We start from the raw sequence: 14,683 nt of genomic DNA, 5'->3' as shown, positions 1-14,683 counted from the left end.
CAGGAGCATCGCTAATGGCGGTCATTTGCGACGTCAGCGTCATCTCGGAGAAGCCGAGGTGACCATCGTGCTCCGGGAGACGAGACCGATGACGTTGATGCGTAAACTTGTCGTCATGCTCACCCTAACCCTGATGGGAGCGACTTCCATGACCGAACCATCCGTTGCCCAGGCGCAATCCGCCCCGCAAGCCTTCGCGCCCACAATCACCGGAGTGATGGTCATCCTGACCGCGAAAGCGGGCGTCACGCGCGAGCAGGTCATGGCTGTCATGCCGGCTGAAATCCAGGAGACCGTGCAGCTCTATCTCGGCGGGAAAATTCGCGAGTGGTATTCGCGCGGCGACGGACGCGGCGTTGTTTTCGTCGTCGATGTCAGGGATGTCGCCGCGGCGAAGGCGATCATGGAAGACCTCCCATTGGCCAAGCAGGATCTGATGGACCACGAATACATCGCCATCGGTCCGCTCATGCCGCTTCGACTGCTGATGACCAATCCCGAGCGTCGGCAATAAGGGGAAGACCCGGATGGAGGACGGCCGATGACATCAGAAGCTGCTCCAGCTGCGATCGTCGCGCCGCTTCGCCCCTTGAACAGCCTGCTTTGGACCGTCCCGCTCACGGCCCTGTGGACCTCGTTGCTCTACGCGCAACCCGTGCTTCTGCAGAGCGGCCTTCCAGCCCTGGCGGCCCGGCTGGCGGCCTATGGACTCATCGGGCTCGGCGCGTGGCTCGGCCTTGAACGCACCGACCTCGCGCCCGGCCAGCGCCGCACGACCTGGCTCGCGATCATGGTGCCCTTCACGCTATGGGCTGCCGTCGCCTGGTCTGCGGCGATCAACGGGGTCTTCCGCACGGGCTACTCTCAATTGCCGCTGCTGCCGGCGGCGATCTTCCTGCCGGTCATGACAGGCGCTCCGCTGTTGCTGTTGTCGAAGCGGGTGGGGCAGTTGCTCGATGCGATGCCGACGAATTGGCTGGTCGCCCTGCAGCTTTATCGAATCGTCGGCAGCCAATGGCTGGCATACTGGCTGCTTGGGCTGGTCCCCGGCCTGTGGGCGCTGCCGGCAGGAACCGGCGACGTGCTGACCGGCCTGTTCGCCGTGACGGCGGCGACGGCATTGGCAGCAGGGACGGCTGAGGGGCGAAAAGCGGCGATTCTCTGGAACATCTTCGGCCTCGCCGACTTCGCCGTCGCGATCATCTTGGGGATGATCATCACGCCCGGCCCGTTCCAGTTGATCATTCCCCAAGGTCCGAACGTTGGACTGGACATTTATCCAAATGTGCTGACCCCGGCTTTCGTGGTGCCGAGCTCGATCCTGCTGCACGCCCTGTCGTTGCGCCAGCTGCGTCGCCGCAGCCGGGCCCGCGATGTCGCGATCTGATCGGAGACGAAAAATGACGCCAGAAACTCTGTTCCGGACTCATCTCATCCTTGGTTATGTCGCCTGGCTGCTTTGCTTCGGCGCGTATGTCTGGCCCCGGCTCAAGGTGATGGACAGGCTCGAGGCGCACCGTGCCATCGCCACTCTGCACAGCTTCCGCTTCTTCGGGCTCGTCTTCATCCTTCCCGGCGTCGTGAGCCCGGATCTGCCGGCCAGCTTCGCCAATTTCGCCGCCTGGGGCGACTTCGCGACCGGGGTGCTCGCCATGCTGGCGCTTCTCACGGTGAGGATACGCGCGCTGTTCTGGCTGTTCGTCGTCGCCTTCAATCTCGCAGGAGCGGTCGATATCATCGTCGATTACTACGACGCCATCCAGTCCGGCCTTGCCGCACACGCGGAATGGTTTGCCTCGACCTATGCGATCCCGATCATCTACGTTCCGCTGTTGATGATCACGCATATCACCGCATTCTATCTTCTGGCACGCCCTCGGGTCGGCGCCGACGCGGTGGCGCTGGCCGGGGCGACTTGAGCCGAAGCCGGCCGCTCGTGCTTCAACCGTGACAGAGATGCACTAGTCGCTAAGCCGTGCGTGGATCGGTGGATTACGCCGAGCAGATGCGCTTAGCGCATCTGCAGGGCTTCCACCCTACGAACCCCGCGACATCTTCTCATATTTCTTCACCAGCCGTTCCCGCTTCAGCCGCGACAGCCGCTGGATCCAGAAAACGCCGTCGAGCTGATCGATCTCATGCTGGTGGCAGACGGCGCGCAAAGCCTCCGATTCCTCGGTCTGCGGGATGCCGTCGAGATCCCGATAATTGATCCGCACGCGCGCGTGGCGCTGCACCTCGTCATTGATGCCGGGCATCGAGACGCTGCCTTCGAGATGCATGATCATCTCGGGCGAGGCCCAGACGATCTCGGGATTGACGTAGGTCTGCGGCCCCGCCTTGGCGTCGAGCTCAAGCACCACGAGCCGCAGGGGCACGCCGATATGCGGCGCCGTGATGCCGATCCCGGGCGCGGCGCGCATGGTGTCGAGCAAATCCGCTGCAAGCTCGCGCAAGCCGTCGTCGAAAGCGGTGACGGGGCGGGCGGGCATGGCGAGCCGGCGGTCGGGGTAGCGGACGATGGGACGAATGGTCATTCAAGGCTCCTACCACTCACGGATGGTTGAAGCATCCCGTTCTTGACGGTCTACCAACTAGAAGGTAGCTAACTCCCATGACCAACCCTTCCTCTACCGCCGACGAGATTCTGGCCTGCGCCCGCACCCTGATCATCGCGGGCGGTTATAACGGCTTCAGCTATGCCGATGTCGCCGAAGTCGTCGGCATCCGCAAGCCGAGCATCCACCATCACTTTGCCAGCAAGGTCGATCTGGTCCGCACCCTGGTGTCACGCTATCGCGCGGAGGCCGAGGCGGGACTGGCGGCGCTCGAGCGCAATGTTACGGACCCTCGCGACCAGCTCGAAAGCTATGTCGGGTACTGGGCGGCGTGCATCAGCGATGCGACGGCACCCTTCTGCGTCTGTGCGTTGTTGGCCAGTGAGCTCCCGATCCTGCCGGAGGAGGTTGCGCTGGAGGTCCGCGCGCATTTCCGCGCGCTGGCGTCGTGGCTGGCCTCGGTGATGGAGCGCGGCAGGCGGAAGGGGCAGCTGCATCTCGCCAGCGCAGCGAAGATCGAGGCTGAAGGATTCATGGCGACCATCCACGGCGCGATGCTGTCGGCGCGCGCCTATGGCGATCCCAAAATGTTCGGTGTGATCACCGCGCCGCTGCTGGAGCGGCTGTCCACAAAGCGCTGAGAGAGATCGGCGAGGCGACAACGGCGCCCCGCACGCATGCCGGGCGAACGCTCTTTGATGCGCGCTTAGACTACCAACTAGTAGGTAAAGGAGAAGGCAATGGCCCTGGCTAATCAGCTCGCTCTCGACGATCGCGCGCAATGGCTCAAACAATACTATTTCCTCCGCGCGGCGTTCTCCGTCGCCTGGGTCGTTGCGGCCTTCGCCGTTGCATCGTCATCTCCGGTAATCGCCGGCGTCTTGCTCGTGCTTTATCCTGCCGGGGACGCCGCAGCGAATTTGGTGGACGCCTTGCGCAGCGGCGGCCTCTCGCAAAACCGCACGCAGGCGCTGAACGTCCTGGTCAGCCTCGCGACCACTGTTGCGGTCACCGTCGCCTTGCAGATGAGCATGAATGGGGTGCTCGGCGTCTTCGGTGTCTGGGCGATCTTCGCCGGCCTGCTCCAGCTGGGAACAGCGATCCGGCGCTGGACAAGTTTTGGCGCGCAATGGGCCATGGTGCTGAGTGGCGGCCAGTCAGCGCTGGCGGGTGGCTTCTTCATCTTTCAAGCCGCCACGCCGGCAGTTCCGTCGATCGCTGACGTCGCTGGGTATGCCGCGGTCGGCGCGCTCTACTTCCTCGTCTCGGCGGTTTGGCTCACGGTCAGCGACTGGCGGGCCAGGCGGATGCAGCAGGGGTGATGCGATCGAAGTGTCGAGCGCTAGCCTCTCTGGATCAGCTCGCGCCCGATACGCTTCGGCGGTTCGCTCCGCAGCACGATGGCGGTGGTGACAGAACCGTATCGGGCGATCGCATCGACAATGCCCTCGAGCTCCGCGGGCGAAGGCACGATCACCTTGAGGATGTTGAGGCCGACCGAGGCGGGATCGACAACCGCGCGATACGCCCTGATGATCCCGCGCTCCTCGAGCCGCTTCAGCCGCTCCGAGGTGGTCGGCTGCGACAGGCCGATCTTGCGTCCCAATTCCGTCCCACGTGCAGGCGAGGGCCGCGCAATGGGGCAGCGAGCTCGTCAACATCGGTGCCAACGGATGACCGGGTCGTAAGTCACTGATCCCGCTGCGGCCGTCTACTGTGCATGGGGTTGTTTTCGGCATGCGGGACCTTCCTGACAGCTGCCGCCAGCCCAGTATGCCGTGCGGCAGGGCGGGCCAAAGGTGCTTGTTGCGGAACTATACGCGGTCACAGGTCGCGAGAACCCGGGAAATAAATTAGGCTCGCCCTGTCTGCTTTCGCCGTTCCCAATCGTCTTCCACCCAGACAGACCTGACGGGAGACAAAAATGTCTGCTTCCAACTATCGCTGGGTGATCGTCGCCGCCGGCGGCGTGCTCGGATGCGTCGCCATCGGCGGCATGTTTTCGCTGCCGGTGTTCCTGCAGCCGATCGCCAAGGACACCGGCTGGTCGGTGACCGGCATCTCCAGCGCGATGACCATCGGCTTCCTGGCGATGGCATTCAGCAGCATGATCTGGGGCACGCTGACGGACAAATTCGGGCCGCTGCCGGTGGTGCTGACCGGATCGACGGTACTGGCGCTGAGCCTGTTCGCCGCGAGCCACGCCACCTCGCTGATCGCGTTCCAGTTCGTGTTCGGCCTCTTGGTGGGCGCCTCCTGCGCCGCGATCTTCGCGCCGATGATGGCGACCGTCACCGGCTGGTTCGACACCCATCGCGGCCTTGCGGTGTCGCTGGTGTCGGCCGGCATGGGCGTGGCGCCGATGACGATGGCGCCGCTCGCGGCCTGGCTGGTGTCTCATCATGACTGGCGCACCGCGATGCAGATCGTGTCGCTGGTGGTCGGCGCCATCATGATTCCGGTCGCGCTGCTGGTACGCCGTCCGCCCGCGCTTGCAAATCCGCCGATGGCGGCAGCAGGCGGGGGCGGCGCGCAGGCCGAAATGACCAGGAGCGAAGCGCTGCGCTCGCCGCAATTCCTGATCCTGCTCGCCACCAATTTCTTCTGCTGTGCCACCCATTCCGGCCCGATCATCCACACCGTCAGCTATGCCGTGAGCTGCGGCATTCCGCTGATCTCGGCCGTGACGATCTACAGCGTCGAGGGTCTCGCCGGCCTCGGTGGCCGCGTCGCCTTCGGCCTGATGGGCGATCGTTTGGGTGCCAAGCGCGTGCTGGTCTCGGGCCTGCTCGCGCAAGCCTTCGGCGCGCTCGCCTATGTCTTCGCCCATCAGCTCACGACCTTCTACGCGGTCGCGATGGTGTTCGGCTTCATCTATGCCGGCACCATGCCGCTCTATGCGGTGATCGTCCGCGAAAACTTTCCGCTGCGCATGATGGGCACCGTGATCGGCGGCACCGCGATGGCCGGCAGCCTCGGCATGGCAACCGGACCGCTCGCCGGCGGCATGATCTACGACGCGTTCTCCAGCTACGCCTGGCTCTATATCGGCTCCTGGGCGATGGGCCTCGGCGCATTCCTGATGGCGATGACGTTCCGCCCGTTCCCGAAGCCGCAAGCCGCGCCTGAGCCGGCACCGGTCGCGGCGTGACGAACTCTACGACCGGATCTGTTTTTCGAAGAACAGATCCGGATACGGGTCGTCGTTGAAGCGCGGAATCTCGCGCCAGCCGGTGGTGCGGTAGAGTCGGCCGGCTTCCGGCAGTGCGCTGTTGGTGTCGAGCCGCAACAGACTGATGCCGAGCGTGCGCGCGGCATCTTCAGTTGCATCCATCAGGCGTTTGCCGAGCCCCAAGCCGCGCGCGGAAGGGGCGACCCAGAGCCGCTTGATCTCGGCGTAGCCGTGATCGGTGCCCTTCAGGCCGACGCAGCCGATCGGCAGCGTGTCCGACACCGCGACGATGAAGCTGCCGCGCGGCCGGCGCATGTCCTTGGCGTCAGGATCGCGCGAGAGCGAAACGTCAAAACCCTGTTTGAAGCGGCGGCCGAGCTCGGCGTAGTACTCGGCCAGGCAGTAGCGCGCCTCGTCGCTGCGCGGGTCCATTTCGGTGAGCGCGATGCGGTCGCGTGTCAGCGCGGAGGCGATCAGATCCATCGCCGCCAGCAGTGCCTCGCGTTGCGAATTGCGGGCGAGAAACCCTTCGGCCTGACTGTTCGACAAGTCTTCATAGGCTGCGAACTCGCGCTTGCCCGCGCGCGTCAGGCTCGCAACGCGGCGCCGCGCATCATCCTCATGCGCGTGCGTCTCGATCAGGCCTTCGTCTTCCAGGCTGCGCAACAGCCGGCTCATCAACCCGGAATCGAGACCGAGATAATCGCGGATCTCGCCGATTTCGGAGCGCCCATGTCCTATCGCGTTGAGCACACGCGCCGCTCCGAGCGGCCGCCCGCGCCCGAGGAAGGACGTATCGAGCGCGCCAACGGCGGAGGTCACGGCGCGGTTGAAGCGGCGGACGCGGGAAACCGGATCGAGCATTATCTGACTTTAGTCAGATATCGTGTCGCCGTCAACCTGGCTTCGCTTGCAGCCATCGGCACGCTGGTCGAGGTGCTCGCCGATCACCCGCCGTCGCCGACGCCGCTCTCCGCGCCTTATCCGCAAAACCGCCACCTTGCGCTGCGCCTGCGCGTCTTCCTCGACTGGATCTCGGGCATTTTTGCCGAGGCGAAGCTCTGAACTCATTTACTCGGATTCAGACATCCAGCCTTCGGGCCGGATCAGCTTGATATCGGCGCGCGACGAAGGTCCAGCTCCAAGTCAGAGGATAAACACGGACCCGTGATTTGCCTCATTCTTATCGCAAGCTATATCGTAAGATATGTTTTGAGAAGGAGACGTACGATATGTTCAGCAAGCATCGGGACCACAGGGATTTCCACTTCGGGCATTTCGCCCATTTCGCCATGGGCCGCCACGGCGGACGGCATCGCTTCGGCCGCGGCGGGCATGGTTTCTTCGGCCGCGGCGGCGACGAATTTCCGGGGGCGCGGCGGCTGTCCTCGCAGGACCTCCAACTCGTGATCCTGGCGCTGCTCGCCGACAAGCCTGCGCATGGCTACGAGCTGATCAAGATCATCGAGGAGCGGTCGGAGGGATTTTATACGCCGAGCCCCGGCGTCATCTATCCGGCCCTGACCTATCTCGAAGAGGTCGGTCATGCGAGCGTGGCGCAGGATGGCGGCCGCAAGCTCTACAGCATCACGCCGCAAGGCGAGACGTTTCTCGCCGAGCAGCGCGGCACCGCCGATGCAATTCTGCAAGCGCTGTGGCGGATCGGACGCCGCATGGAGGAGGTGCGCGAGGCCTTTGCCGGGATCAGCGATCTCGATGCGGATGCCTCGGAGGAATTGCACCGCGCCCGCCACAACCTCAAGCGCGCGCTACGCAGCAAGCACGGCAGCGATTCCAACGAGGCGCGTCGCATCGCCGGAATTCTGGAACGGGCCGCGGCGGAAATCCTCGGCAAGTGAGGGACGCAAAAGTGGCACGGAGCCGCAGTTGCAGGTGAAGTGATGGCCACTGGTTCGGATCCGTAGCCCGGATGGAGCGAAGCGCAATCCGGGGCTGCTGCGTCCGCGTGGAGAGGTTCCCGGATTGCGCTTCGCTCCATCCGGGCTACCGGGAACGACGCCTTGCGTTGGAAACGAAGGTGCGTCTGCGATGACGATGCGCGCTGGAGAAGCGGCGCCGCTGCATGCTCCGTCATTGCGAGCGTAGCGAAGCAATCCAGACTGTTTACTGCGGAAAGACTCTGGATTGCTTCGCTGCGCTCGCAATGACGCTGTTGATGCAGCTGCGCCACTCATTGTGAGTTGTGCGTTCGCCCCAGACCGCTACCATGCCCTCACTCCCGAAGCACCGGGAGACAGCAGCAAGCGGGAGGGGACATGAGCGCGCCGCAGCGGAAAGTAAAGGGATCGGACCTGTTCGTCGCGGCGCTGGAGAACGAAGGCGTCGACCGCATCTTCGGCGTGCCCGGCGAGGAGAATCTCGACCTCGTCGAATCGCTGCGAACTTCGAAGGTCGAGCTGGTCCTGACCCGGCACGAACAGGCCGCCGCGTTCATGGCCGCGACCCATGGACGGTTGACCGGCAAGCCTGGCGTCTGCCTCTCCACACTGGGCCCCGGCGCGCTGAATCTCTCCACCGGTGCGGCCTATGCCAATCTCGGCGCGATGCCGATGATCCTCATCACCGGGCAGAAGCCGATCATGAGCAGCCGGCAGGCGCGCTTCCAGATCGTGGATGTGGTCGCGACCATGAAGCCGCTGACAAAACTATCGCGGCAGATCGTCAGCGCCTCCAGCATCCCCACCGTGGTGCGCGATGCCTTCCGTGTGGCGATGGAGGAGCGCCCGGGACCGGTGCATCTCGAACTGCCCGAGGACATCGCCGGCGACGAGGTCGAGGCTGTTGCGGTGATCCCGGTCCATCCGATCGAAATCCCCGTGGCGCATCGCGCCGCGCTCGATCGCGCCGCCGAGATGATCTTGGCCGCAAAGCGTCCGCTGGTGATGATGGGCGCCGCGACCAGCCGGCCGCGTTCGACGCACGGCATCGCGAGCTTCGTGCGGAGGACCGGCATTCCGTTCTTCACCACCCAGATGGGCAAGGGCACCGTGCCCGGCGGCACCAATCTCTACATGGGCACCGCGGCGCTGTCCGAGCGCGACTATGTCCACGATGCCATCGATGCCGCCGACCTGATCATCGCGATCGGCCACGACCCGATCGAGAAGCCGCCATTCATCATGGGTCCGTCAGGGCCAAAGGTCATTCACGTCAGCTACACCTCGGCCAGCGTCGAGCTGGTCTATTTTCCCGATGCCGAAGTGGTCGGCGACGTCGGCCCGAGCCTGGAGCTTCTGGCCGACCGGCTCGAAGGCAAGCTGCCGCAGGCGGCCGCGCTGTTGCCGCTGCGCGAAGGGATCCTCAATCACATCGCCGACCGCGCCACCGAGACGCGCTGGCCGCCGACGCCGCAGCGGATCGTGCACGACATCCGTCAGGTCATGCCGGAAAACGGCATCGTCGCGCTCGACAACGGCATGTACAAGATCTGGTTCGCGCGCAACTATCGCACCCGTGTCGCCAACACGCTGCTGCTCGACAATGCACTGGCGACGATGGGCGCCGGTCTGCCGTCGGCGATGATGGCCGCGATGCTTTATCCCGACCGCCGCGTGCTGGCGGTGGCCGGCGACGGCGGCTTCATGATGAACAGCCAGGAGATGGAGACCGCCGTCCGACTCAAGCTCAATCTTGTCGTGCTGGTGCTGGAGGACAACGCCTACGGCATGATCCGCTGGAAGCAGGCGGTCGATCATTTTGCTGATTACGGCATGACCTTCGGCAATCCCGACTTCGCCCTCTACGCCAAGGCCTATGGCGCCAAGGGGCATCGGATCGAAAGCATCGACAGCTTCGGTCCGACGCTCGACGCCGCCTTCAGGGAAGGCGGTGTGCACCTCGTCTCGATCCCGATCGACTATTCGGAGAACGTACGGGTGCTGGTCGACGAGCTGCGCGCGCACGAGAAGGCGAAGGCGTGAATTGATAAGGCGAAGCTATCTCCACATCGTTGCGAGCGGAGCGAAGCAATCCAGAATCTTTTCGGAGAGGCAGACTGGATTGCTTCGCTGCGCTCGCAATGACGGAGGTCACGGCGTGGACGTCCAGGCAACATACGCGCCGCACTTGTATTGCGGACACCGATCGCCGACTTTCGTAACAAATCGCTTCTCCAACCACAGGACTATGAAATGACTCGCGTTCGTTGTGTGACCGAGATGGGCATGGGCGTCGACGTCCACGGCCGGGACGCCACCAAGGCGGCGAAGCGCGCGGTGTCGGATGCCATCAGGCATTCGAGCCTCGGCTTCTTCCGGATGATCGGCAAGACCGCTAACGACATGTTCGTCGACGTCACCATCGGCGTGCCCAACCCCGAGGCCGTCGACAAGGAGGCGGTCGCCAAGGAGCTGCCTTACGGCACAGTGACTGTCACCGCGGTGAAGGGCGGGCTGGAGATTCCCTCGGCCACGGAAGTGGCCAACGATCCCATCCTCATCGCCAATGCTGCCGTCATCGTTAGCTTCGACAAGGACTAGACCCGTGACCGACAACGATGAAGCGCTTTTGGATCGCCCGATCTGGAGCGCGCTGACGACGAGCCAGAAGCATCTGGCCGAAGGTGGCTCGCGGGCGCGGCGCTATCCCGTGGACATGACCCCGTTCGCCGACATGATCGACATGTCGGCGGAGAGTTTTGCAGCGCTTGGCGATCTCATGTCGCCTTCGCAGGTTGTCGCGCTGTTCACGCCTGATGCGGTCGACGTTCCCGCCGGCTTCAAGGTGGTGCTGGCCGAGAACGGTGACCAGATGATCGGCTCGCCCGCCGACAGTCCGCTCCGCGACGCCGAAATCGTCACGCTCGGCAAGGCCGACGTTCCCGCGATGATGGCGCTGACGGCGCTGACCAAGCCAGGGCCGTTCGCCGCGCGCACGCACGAGCTCGGCACCTTCCTCGGCATTCGCTCAGGCGGCGAGCTGGTCGCGATGACAGGCGAGCGGATGAAGCCGGGCAAGTTCGTAGAGATGACCGCGGTCTGCGTTCACCCCGATTATCGCGGGCGCGGCTATGCGCAGGCGCTGCTCGCAGCCGTCGCGCGCCGGATCGAGGAGCGCGGCGAAATTCCGTTCCTGCACGTGTTCTCGAACAACACATCCGCCATTGCGTTGTACGAGCGACAGGGCATGCGCCTCCGTCGCCGCCTGCATGTGACGGCGTTCATGAAGGAGTAGACATCCCGAGGGATGGCCCTTCATTTGCGGCGAAAGCGCGCTATATCCATCTCCACCAAAATAGGGGAGACGCACGGACGCCAGGACACCAGAATTTTCCGCCGTGCGGACGGCGATGCAACGCTACGTCGATCAGGAGATCATCCCTGGCGTGTCCTGGGCCGTGCTGCGCGGGCGCGAAGTGGTCGATCAGCAATGCGTCGGCTTTGCCGATCGCGAGGCCAAGACGGTGCTCCGGCCTGACCATATTTTTCGCGCGTTCTCCAACACCAAGATCTTCGTCACCTCAGCGATCATGCTGCTGGTCGAGGAAGGCCGCATCGGGCTCGACGATCCCATCGAGAAGTACCTGCCGCAGCTCGGCAATCGCAAAGTGCTCAAGCAGGGCGCGTCAAGCCTTGCCGATGTCGAGCCGGCGAAAAGCTCGATCACCATCCGCCACCTGCTGACCCACACCTCCGGTCTCAGCTACGGAATCTTCGATCCCGGCACGGTGCTGTTCAAAGGCTACAACGACGCGCGTGTGCTTAATCCGCTGACGCCGCTGACCGACATGATCGACAAGCTCGCCGATCTGCCGCTGTCTTATCATCCCGGCACCAACTGGGAATATTCGGTGGCGACCGACGTGCTCGGCCGCGTGGTCGAGGTCGTCTCGGGTAGGCCGCTCGATGCCTTCTTCAAGGCGCGTATCTTCGATCCGCTTGGCATGACCGATACCGGTTTCTACGTGCCTGAAGCGCAGCAGGGCAGGCTGGTCGCGCATTACACCGGTGCCGACGTGCTCGATCCGATGAAGCCCGGCCTCACGCGTGCCGACGATCTGCCCTATCCGCAGGCCTATCGACATCCGTTTCCGCGGCTGTCGGGCGGCGGCGGGCTGGTCTCGACTCTGCCTGATATGCTGGCCCTGGTGAAGGCGCTGCTTCCCGGTCCCAATGCGCTGCTGAAGCCGGAGACGCTGCGGCAGATGATGACCAACCAATTGCCTGATGGACAGGTCATCCGCTTCGCCAATCTCGGGCCGATTCCCGGCAAGGGCTTTGGCCTTGGCGGCGCCGTCACCTTCGCCCCGATGCCGTTCGATCCGCCGAATTCCACCGGTGAATTCCAATGGGGCGGGCTCGCCGGTACCCATTGGTGGATCTGCCCGCAGGCCAACACCGCTGGCGTCCTGATGGCCCAGCGTCATCTCGGCTTCTGGAATCCGTTCTTCTTCGAGTTCAAGCGCCTGGCCTACCAGGCCGTCGGAGGCTGACCGTTCCTGTTATTTCAGTGGCCCCGGGCGCGATGATTGCGTCCGGGGCCGTTGTCGTTGGGCATCAGTTCAATGCCGTCTCCGAGGCTGCGATCCACGCGACCACGGCCTCGGAGAAGCCGTTGACGCGGGTCCAGGCGCCGTGACCGACACCGTGCTGATACGAGGCCACGTTCACCATCGTGCCGCGCGCCTTGGGCTCCGGCACAGAATCGTGGCTCTGCTCGTCGGTGAAGACGATGAGGCGATCGCCCTTGCGGTCGATCTCCGCCACTGCCTTGCCGAGATAGGTCGCCCCGTGCGGCTGCGAGTTGATGATCGCGTCCCGAAGCGCGAAGTCGCGGCGGGGCGGGACCTTCACGACCTCATTGCTGAAGGTGAAGATCTCGACATCGTCGCAGATCTCGCGCGCGAGGATGGCAAGACCGCACGCCGCCTCCGCCCGCGTCATTTCCGACTGCGCGGAGAGAGGCGTGAACATCGAGCCCGACACGTCGATCAGGAGCCGCGTCCGGCCGGGAAGCCGCACATGGTCCTTGACCGACTTGAGCATCGCAGTCTCGAGCTCGGGCTCGAAATCGGGCGCATAGCGCGCCGCCGTGATGAAGCGATAGGGAAGGATACGATCCGTCCGCATCGCCTCGATCGCGCCTGCGATGGTCTCGCGCGGAACCTCTGCGTTCTGCATCAGCCGCAGGTTACGCAGCAGCGCCAGGCCACCGAGCTTGCGCTCGGCGATCAGCCGCTCGAAGGTCTCGCGCTTGCTCTTGCCGGCCGAGAGCGAGACCTCCCAGGTATCGGGGGAGGCGAGCTCTCCGTCGACGAGCTGCTTCCACACCTTTTCCTGCGCGGTGTCCTTCGGCTTGGCGTGAACCAGGAACAGCACGTCCCGGATCCGCACCGCGCCGTCGCGGTCGTACTTGGCGAGCTGGTAGGCGTCGAACTTGGTCAACGCGCGGGCAAGGCCCTTCTTGACCTGCGCGGAGACCGGCTGACGCTTGCGCTGCTGCATCGGCCCAAGCGCATCCGCCCAGTAGATCGCAAGCAGCTCCGTCATCTCGTCGGGGCGCTGGATCACCTGGGCAAGCGTGTCCGCAACGAGGGCGCGGTGCTTTTCGCTGCGCGCCATCTCGCGGATGACGAGCAGCGGGGCGTGCCGCAGCTTCATCACCTCGCGCGCCTCGATCGCGAGCTGCGCCACGCGGGCTGCGGCGACCTTCGGCACCAGCGCCTTGATGCGGTCGGCGATGGCGACGCCGTCCTCGTAGAACTGGTCCTCCCACAGGAGGCAGTTCATCAGCGCCCGCTTCAGCTCCATCTCGGGCGTGAAACGGGCGGCGCGCGCGCCCTCACGCGTGAAGGCGCGAACGATCTTGTTGAGCCTGACCATGACGGCCTCCTCTGAGGTTGATGATGGAATGGAAACGGGTGCCGGGGAACAAGCGAGTGCTGAACCGCCCTTGCGGGCTGAACGTGCTCTACCAACTGAGCTACGGACTGACGTCCGGGAGGGCTCGAACCTCCGACAGCGAAGTAACAGCGCTCTTCACCACCGGCGGTGGGGACGAGACAGACACGATCCGGGAACAGGCGATTGCTGTGACCCGACGAGCCGAAGCTCGCCGGAAAGCGCTCTATCCTCTGAGCTACCGGTGCACAATACACCGGGCGGGATTCGAACCCGCGACCTCTCGCGTTGCAGGCGAAGTAACAGGAATCTTCACCACGGACCGTGATGGGGTGGCGGGGAACGGGCGATGCTGTTGCTGCCCCGAAGGGCGGTCGTTTCACAGACGAAGTAACAGTCATCTTCACCACCGCCAGGCCGATGCTCTCGTGGCGGCCGTTGATGGGTACGCTGGGGAACGGGCGACATCGGCTTCAGTGACGACAACGCAGAGCTCTCCTTGCGGAGGGACCCTGCGCCGGGCCGCGTGCTGCCTTTCTCCAGGCCGCATCCCGGTGCGTGTGTCAAAGGCGGGATTCGAACCCGCGTTACCAGTGAGAAGTATCCGACATCTTCACCACCAGCGTCGGTTGAGCCGCAGGCGTTGCGGCAAACCGAGTTCAAGAAATTTCTATCGCGGCGCTGTCGACGCGCCGCCAATTGCGAACCCTCGGGGTCCGCTCTGCCATCGGTATCCGGCTCATCGCCTCGTTCCCTCCGGCAGGCCCCGCGCGCTTGGGCACGCGCATCCTTTGCGCGAGCCCCGAGATCCGGGTCTCTCGTTCCGGCCAAGGCCGGGATGTTCGAACGGGCCGCGCTGTGGGCAACAAAAAACCCTCCGGAGCGGCAGGCTCGGGAGGGTCCGTGAGAAGCGGACTGTCGATCTTGCGGTCAGGCAAGATCGCTCCCATGAGCCGGGCATGCGCAATCGATTGGCCGGAGGCCATTCGACAGTCGCGCCAAACTTTCGTAGCTGTGCTTCATCACTGGGTTCATGCTTTCACGAACGGAAGTGTTCGCGAGGGCGCGGGACATACGCCCGCAACTTGCAGATG

General features: G+C 64.3%; 15 protein-coding genes and 1 pseudogene. 12 read left to right on the top strand and 4 right to left on the bottom strand.

Annotated elements, in window-relative coordinates; genetic code table 11:
• Positions 1 to 58 precede the first annotated feature (58 nt).
• The 3 genes from ACNJX9_RS24115 to ACNJX9_RS24105 all read left to right on the top strand — a co-directional run bounded on the left by ACNJX9_RS24115 (position 59) and on the right by ACNJX9_RS24105 (position 1,919).
• Positions 59 to 514: a hypothetical protein gene (locus ACNJX9_RS24115; protein ID WP_439404512.1), complete on the top strand. Its 456-nt coding sequence runs from the start codon at positions 59 to 61 to the stop codon at positions 512 to 514.
• 75 nt (positions 515 to 589) lie between these two features.
• Entirely contained in the window at positions 590 to 1,387 is a 798-nt protein-coding gene (locus tag ACNJX9_RS24110) for an MFS transporter (protein ID WP_439404511.1), read from the top strand.
• A 13-nt stretch (positions 1,388 to 1,400) separates the two neighbouring features.
• The gene (locus ACNJX9_RS24105; protein ID WP_439404510.1) at positions 1,401 to 1,919 is read left to right on the top strand and encodes a hypothetical protein; all 519 of its coding nucleotides are present in this window, start codon (positions 1,401 to 1,403) and stop codon (positions 1,917 to 1,919) included.
• A 117-nt stretch (positions 1,920 to 2,036) separates the two neighbouring features.
• Here the strand turns inward: ACNJX9_RS24105 and ACNJX9_RS24100 are convergent, their stop codons facing one another.
• Positions 2,037 to 2,537, bottom strand: coding sequence for a peptide deformylase (locus ACNJX9_RS24100; protein ID WP_439404508.1), 501 nt, complete (start codon positions 2,535 to 2,537; stop codon positions 2,037 to 2,039).
• Positions 2,538 to 2,614: 77 nt separating this feature from the next.
• Here ACNJX9_RS24100 and ACNJX9_RS24095 point away from each other — a divergent pair, with 77 nt between their 5' ends.
• Together ACNJX9_RS24095 and ACNJX9_RS24090 are read left to right on the top strand one after the other, a co-directional pair.
• The gene (locus tag ACNJX9_RS24095) at positions 2,615 to 3,199 is read left to right on the top strand and encodes a TetR/AcrR family transcriptional regulator (RefSeq protein WP_439404506.1); all 585 of its coding nucleotides are present in this window, start codon (positions 2,615 to 2,617) and stop codon (positions 3,197 to 3,199) included.
• A gap of 99 nt (positions 3,200 to 3,298) precedes the next feature.
• A complete protein-coding gene (locus ACNJX9_RS24090; RefSeq protein WP_439404505.1) occupies positions 3,299 to 3,880 on the top strand; it encodes a DUF308 domain-containing protein in 582 nt (193 codons plus the stop codon).
• Positions 3,881 to 3,900: 20 nt separating this feature from the next.
• Here the strand turns inward: ACNJX9_RS24090 and ACNJX9_RS24085 are convergent, their stop codons facing one another.
• Positions 3,901 to 4,197 carry an Lrp/AsnC family transcriptional regulator gene (locus ACNJX9_RS24085; protein WP_439410117.1) on the bottom strand — a complete coding sequence of 99 codons (297 nt, stop codon included), beginning with the start codon at positions 4,195 to 4,197 and terminating at the stop codon, positions 3,901 to 3,903.
• Positions 4,198 to 4,482: 285 nt separating this feature from the next.
• On the opposite strand from ACNJX9_RS24085, the gene ACNJX9_RS24080 reads away from it, so the two are divergent.
• Entirely contained in the window at positions 4,483 to 5,709 is a 1,227-nt protein-coding gene (locus tag ACNJX9_RS24080) for an MFS transporter (protein ID WP_057758075.1), read from the top strand.
• A 6-nt stretch (positions 5,710 to 5,715) separates the two neighbouring features.
• Here the strand turns inward: ACNJX9_RS24080 and ACNJX9_RS24075 are convergent, their stop codons facing one another.
• The gene (locus tag ACNJX9_RS24075; RefSeq protein WP_439404503.1) at positions 5,716 to 6,594 is read right to left on the bottom strand and encodes a bifunctional helix-turn-helix transcriptional regulator/GNAT family N-acetyltransferase; all 879 of its coding nucleotides are present in this window, start codon (positions 6,592 to 6,594) and stop codon (positions 5,716 to 5,718) included.
• Between the two features lie 15 nt (positions 6,595 to 6,609).
• Here ACNJX9_RS24075 and ACNJX9_RS24070 point away from each other — a divergent pair.
• From ACNJX9_RS24070 to ACNJX9_RS24045, 6 genes and pseudogenes are all read left to right on the top strand, one after another.
• A pseudogene (locus ACNJX9_RS24070) lies at positions 6,610 to 6,795 on the top strand (LysR family transcriptional regulator); the annotation flags it as partial.
• Positions 6,796 to 6,962: 167 nt separating this feature from the next.
• Positions 6,963 to 7,589: a PadR family transcriptional regulator gene (locus ACNJX9_RS24065; RefSeq protein ID WP_439404501.1), complete on the top strand. Its 627-nt coding sequence runs from the start codon at positions 6,963 to 6,965 to the stop codon at positions 7,587 to 7,589.
• 417 nt (positions 7,590 to 8,006) lie between these two features.
• Positions 8,007 to 9,671: an acetolactate synthase large subunit gene (locus tag ACNJX9_RS24060; protein ID WP_439404499.1), complete on the top strand. Its 1,665-nt coding sequence runs from the start codon at positions 8,007 to 8,009 to the stop codon at positions 9,669 to 9,671.
• Between the two features lie 210 nt (positions 9,672 to 9,881).
• Positions 9,882 to 10,229: a Lin0512 family protein gene (locus tag ACNJX9_RS24055; protein WP_018646107.1), complete on the top strand. Its 348-nt coding sequence runs from the start codon at positions 9,882 to 9,884 to the stop codon at positions 10,227 to 10,229.
• Positions 10,195 to 10,923 (top strand): GNAT family N-acetyltransferase, encoded by a 729-nt coding sequence (locus tag ACNJX9_RS24050; protein WP_439404497.1) that lies wholly within the window; start codon positions 10,195 to 10,197, stop codon positions 10,921 to 10,923. The genes ACNJX9_RS24055 and ACNJX9_RS24050 overlap by 35 nt, the downstream gene beginning before the upstream one ends.
• A 115-nt stretch (positions 10,924 to 11,038) precedes the next feature.
• Positions 11,039 to 12,181 carry a serine hydrolase domain-containing protein gene (locus ACNJX9_RS24045; protein ID WP_439404495.1) on the top strand — a complete coding sequence of 381 codons (1,143 nt, stop codon included), beginning with the start codon at positions 11,039 to 11,041 and terminating at the stop codon, positions 12,179 to 12,181.
• Between the two features lie 64 nt (positions 12,182 to 12,245).
• Here the strand turns inward: ACNJX9_RS24045 and ACNJX9_RS24040 are convergent, their stop codons facing one another.
• Entirely contained in the window at positions 12,246 to 13,571 is a 1,326-nt protein-coding gene (locus ACNJX9_RS24040; protein WP_439404493.1) for a TROVE domain-containing protein, read from the bottom strand.
• Positions 13,572 to 14,683 lie beyond the last annotated feature (1,112 nt).

This window comes from Bradyrhizobium sp. BLXBL-03 (assembly GCF_051853015.1).
Lineage (GTDB): Bacteria > Pseudomonadota > Alphaproteobacteria > Rhizobiales > Xanthobacteraceae > Bradyrhizobium > Bradyrhizobium manausense.
Note: the sequence above shows the minus strand (reverse complement) of the source record. Positions and strands in the feature narration are given on the sequence as shown.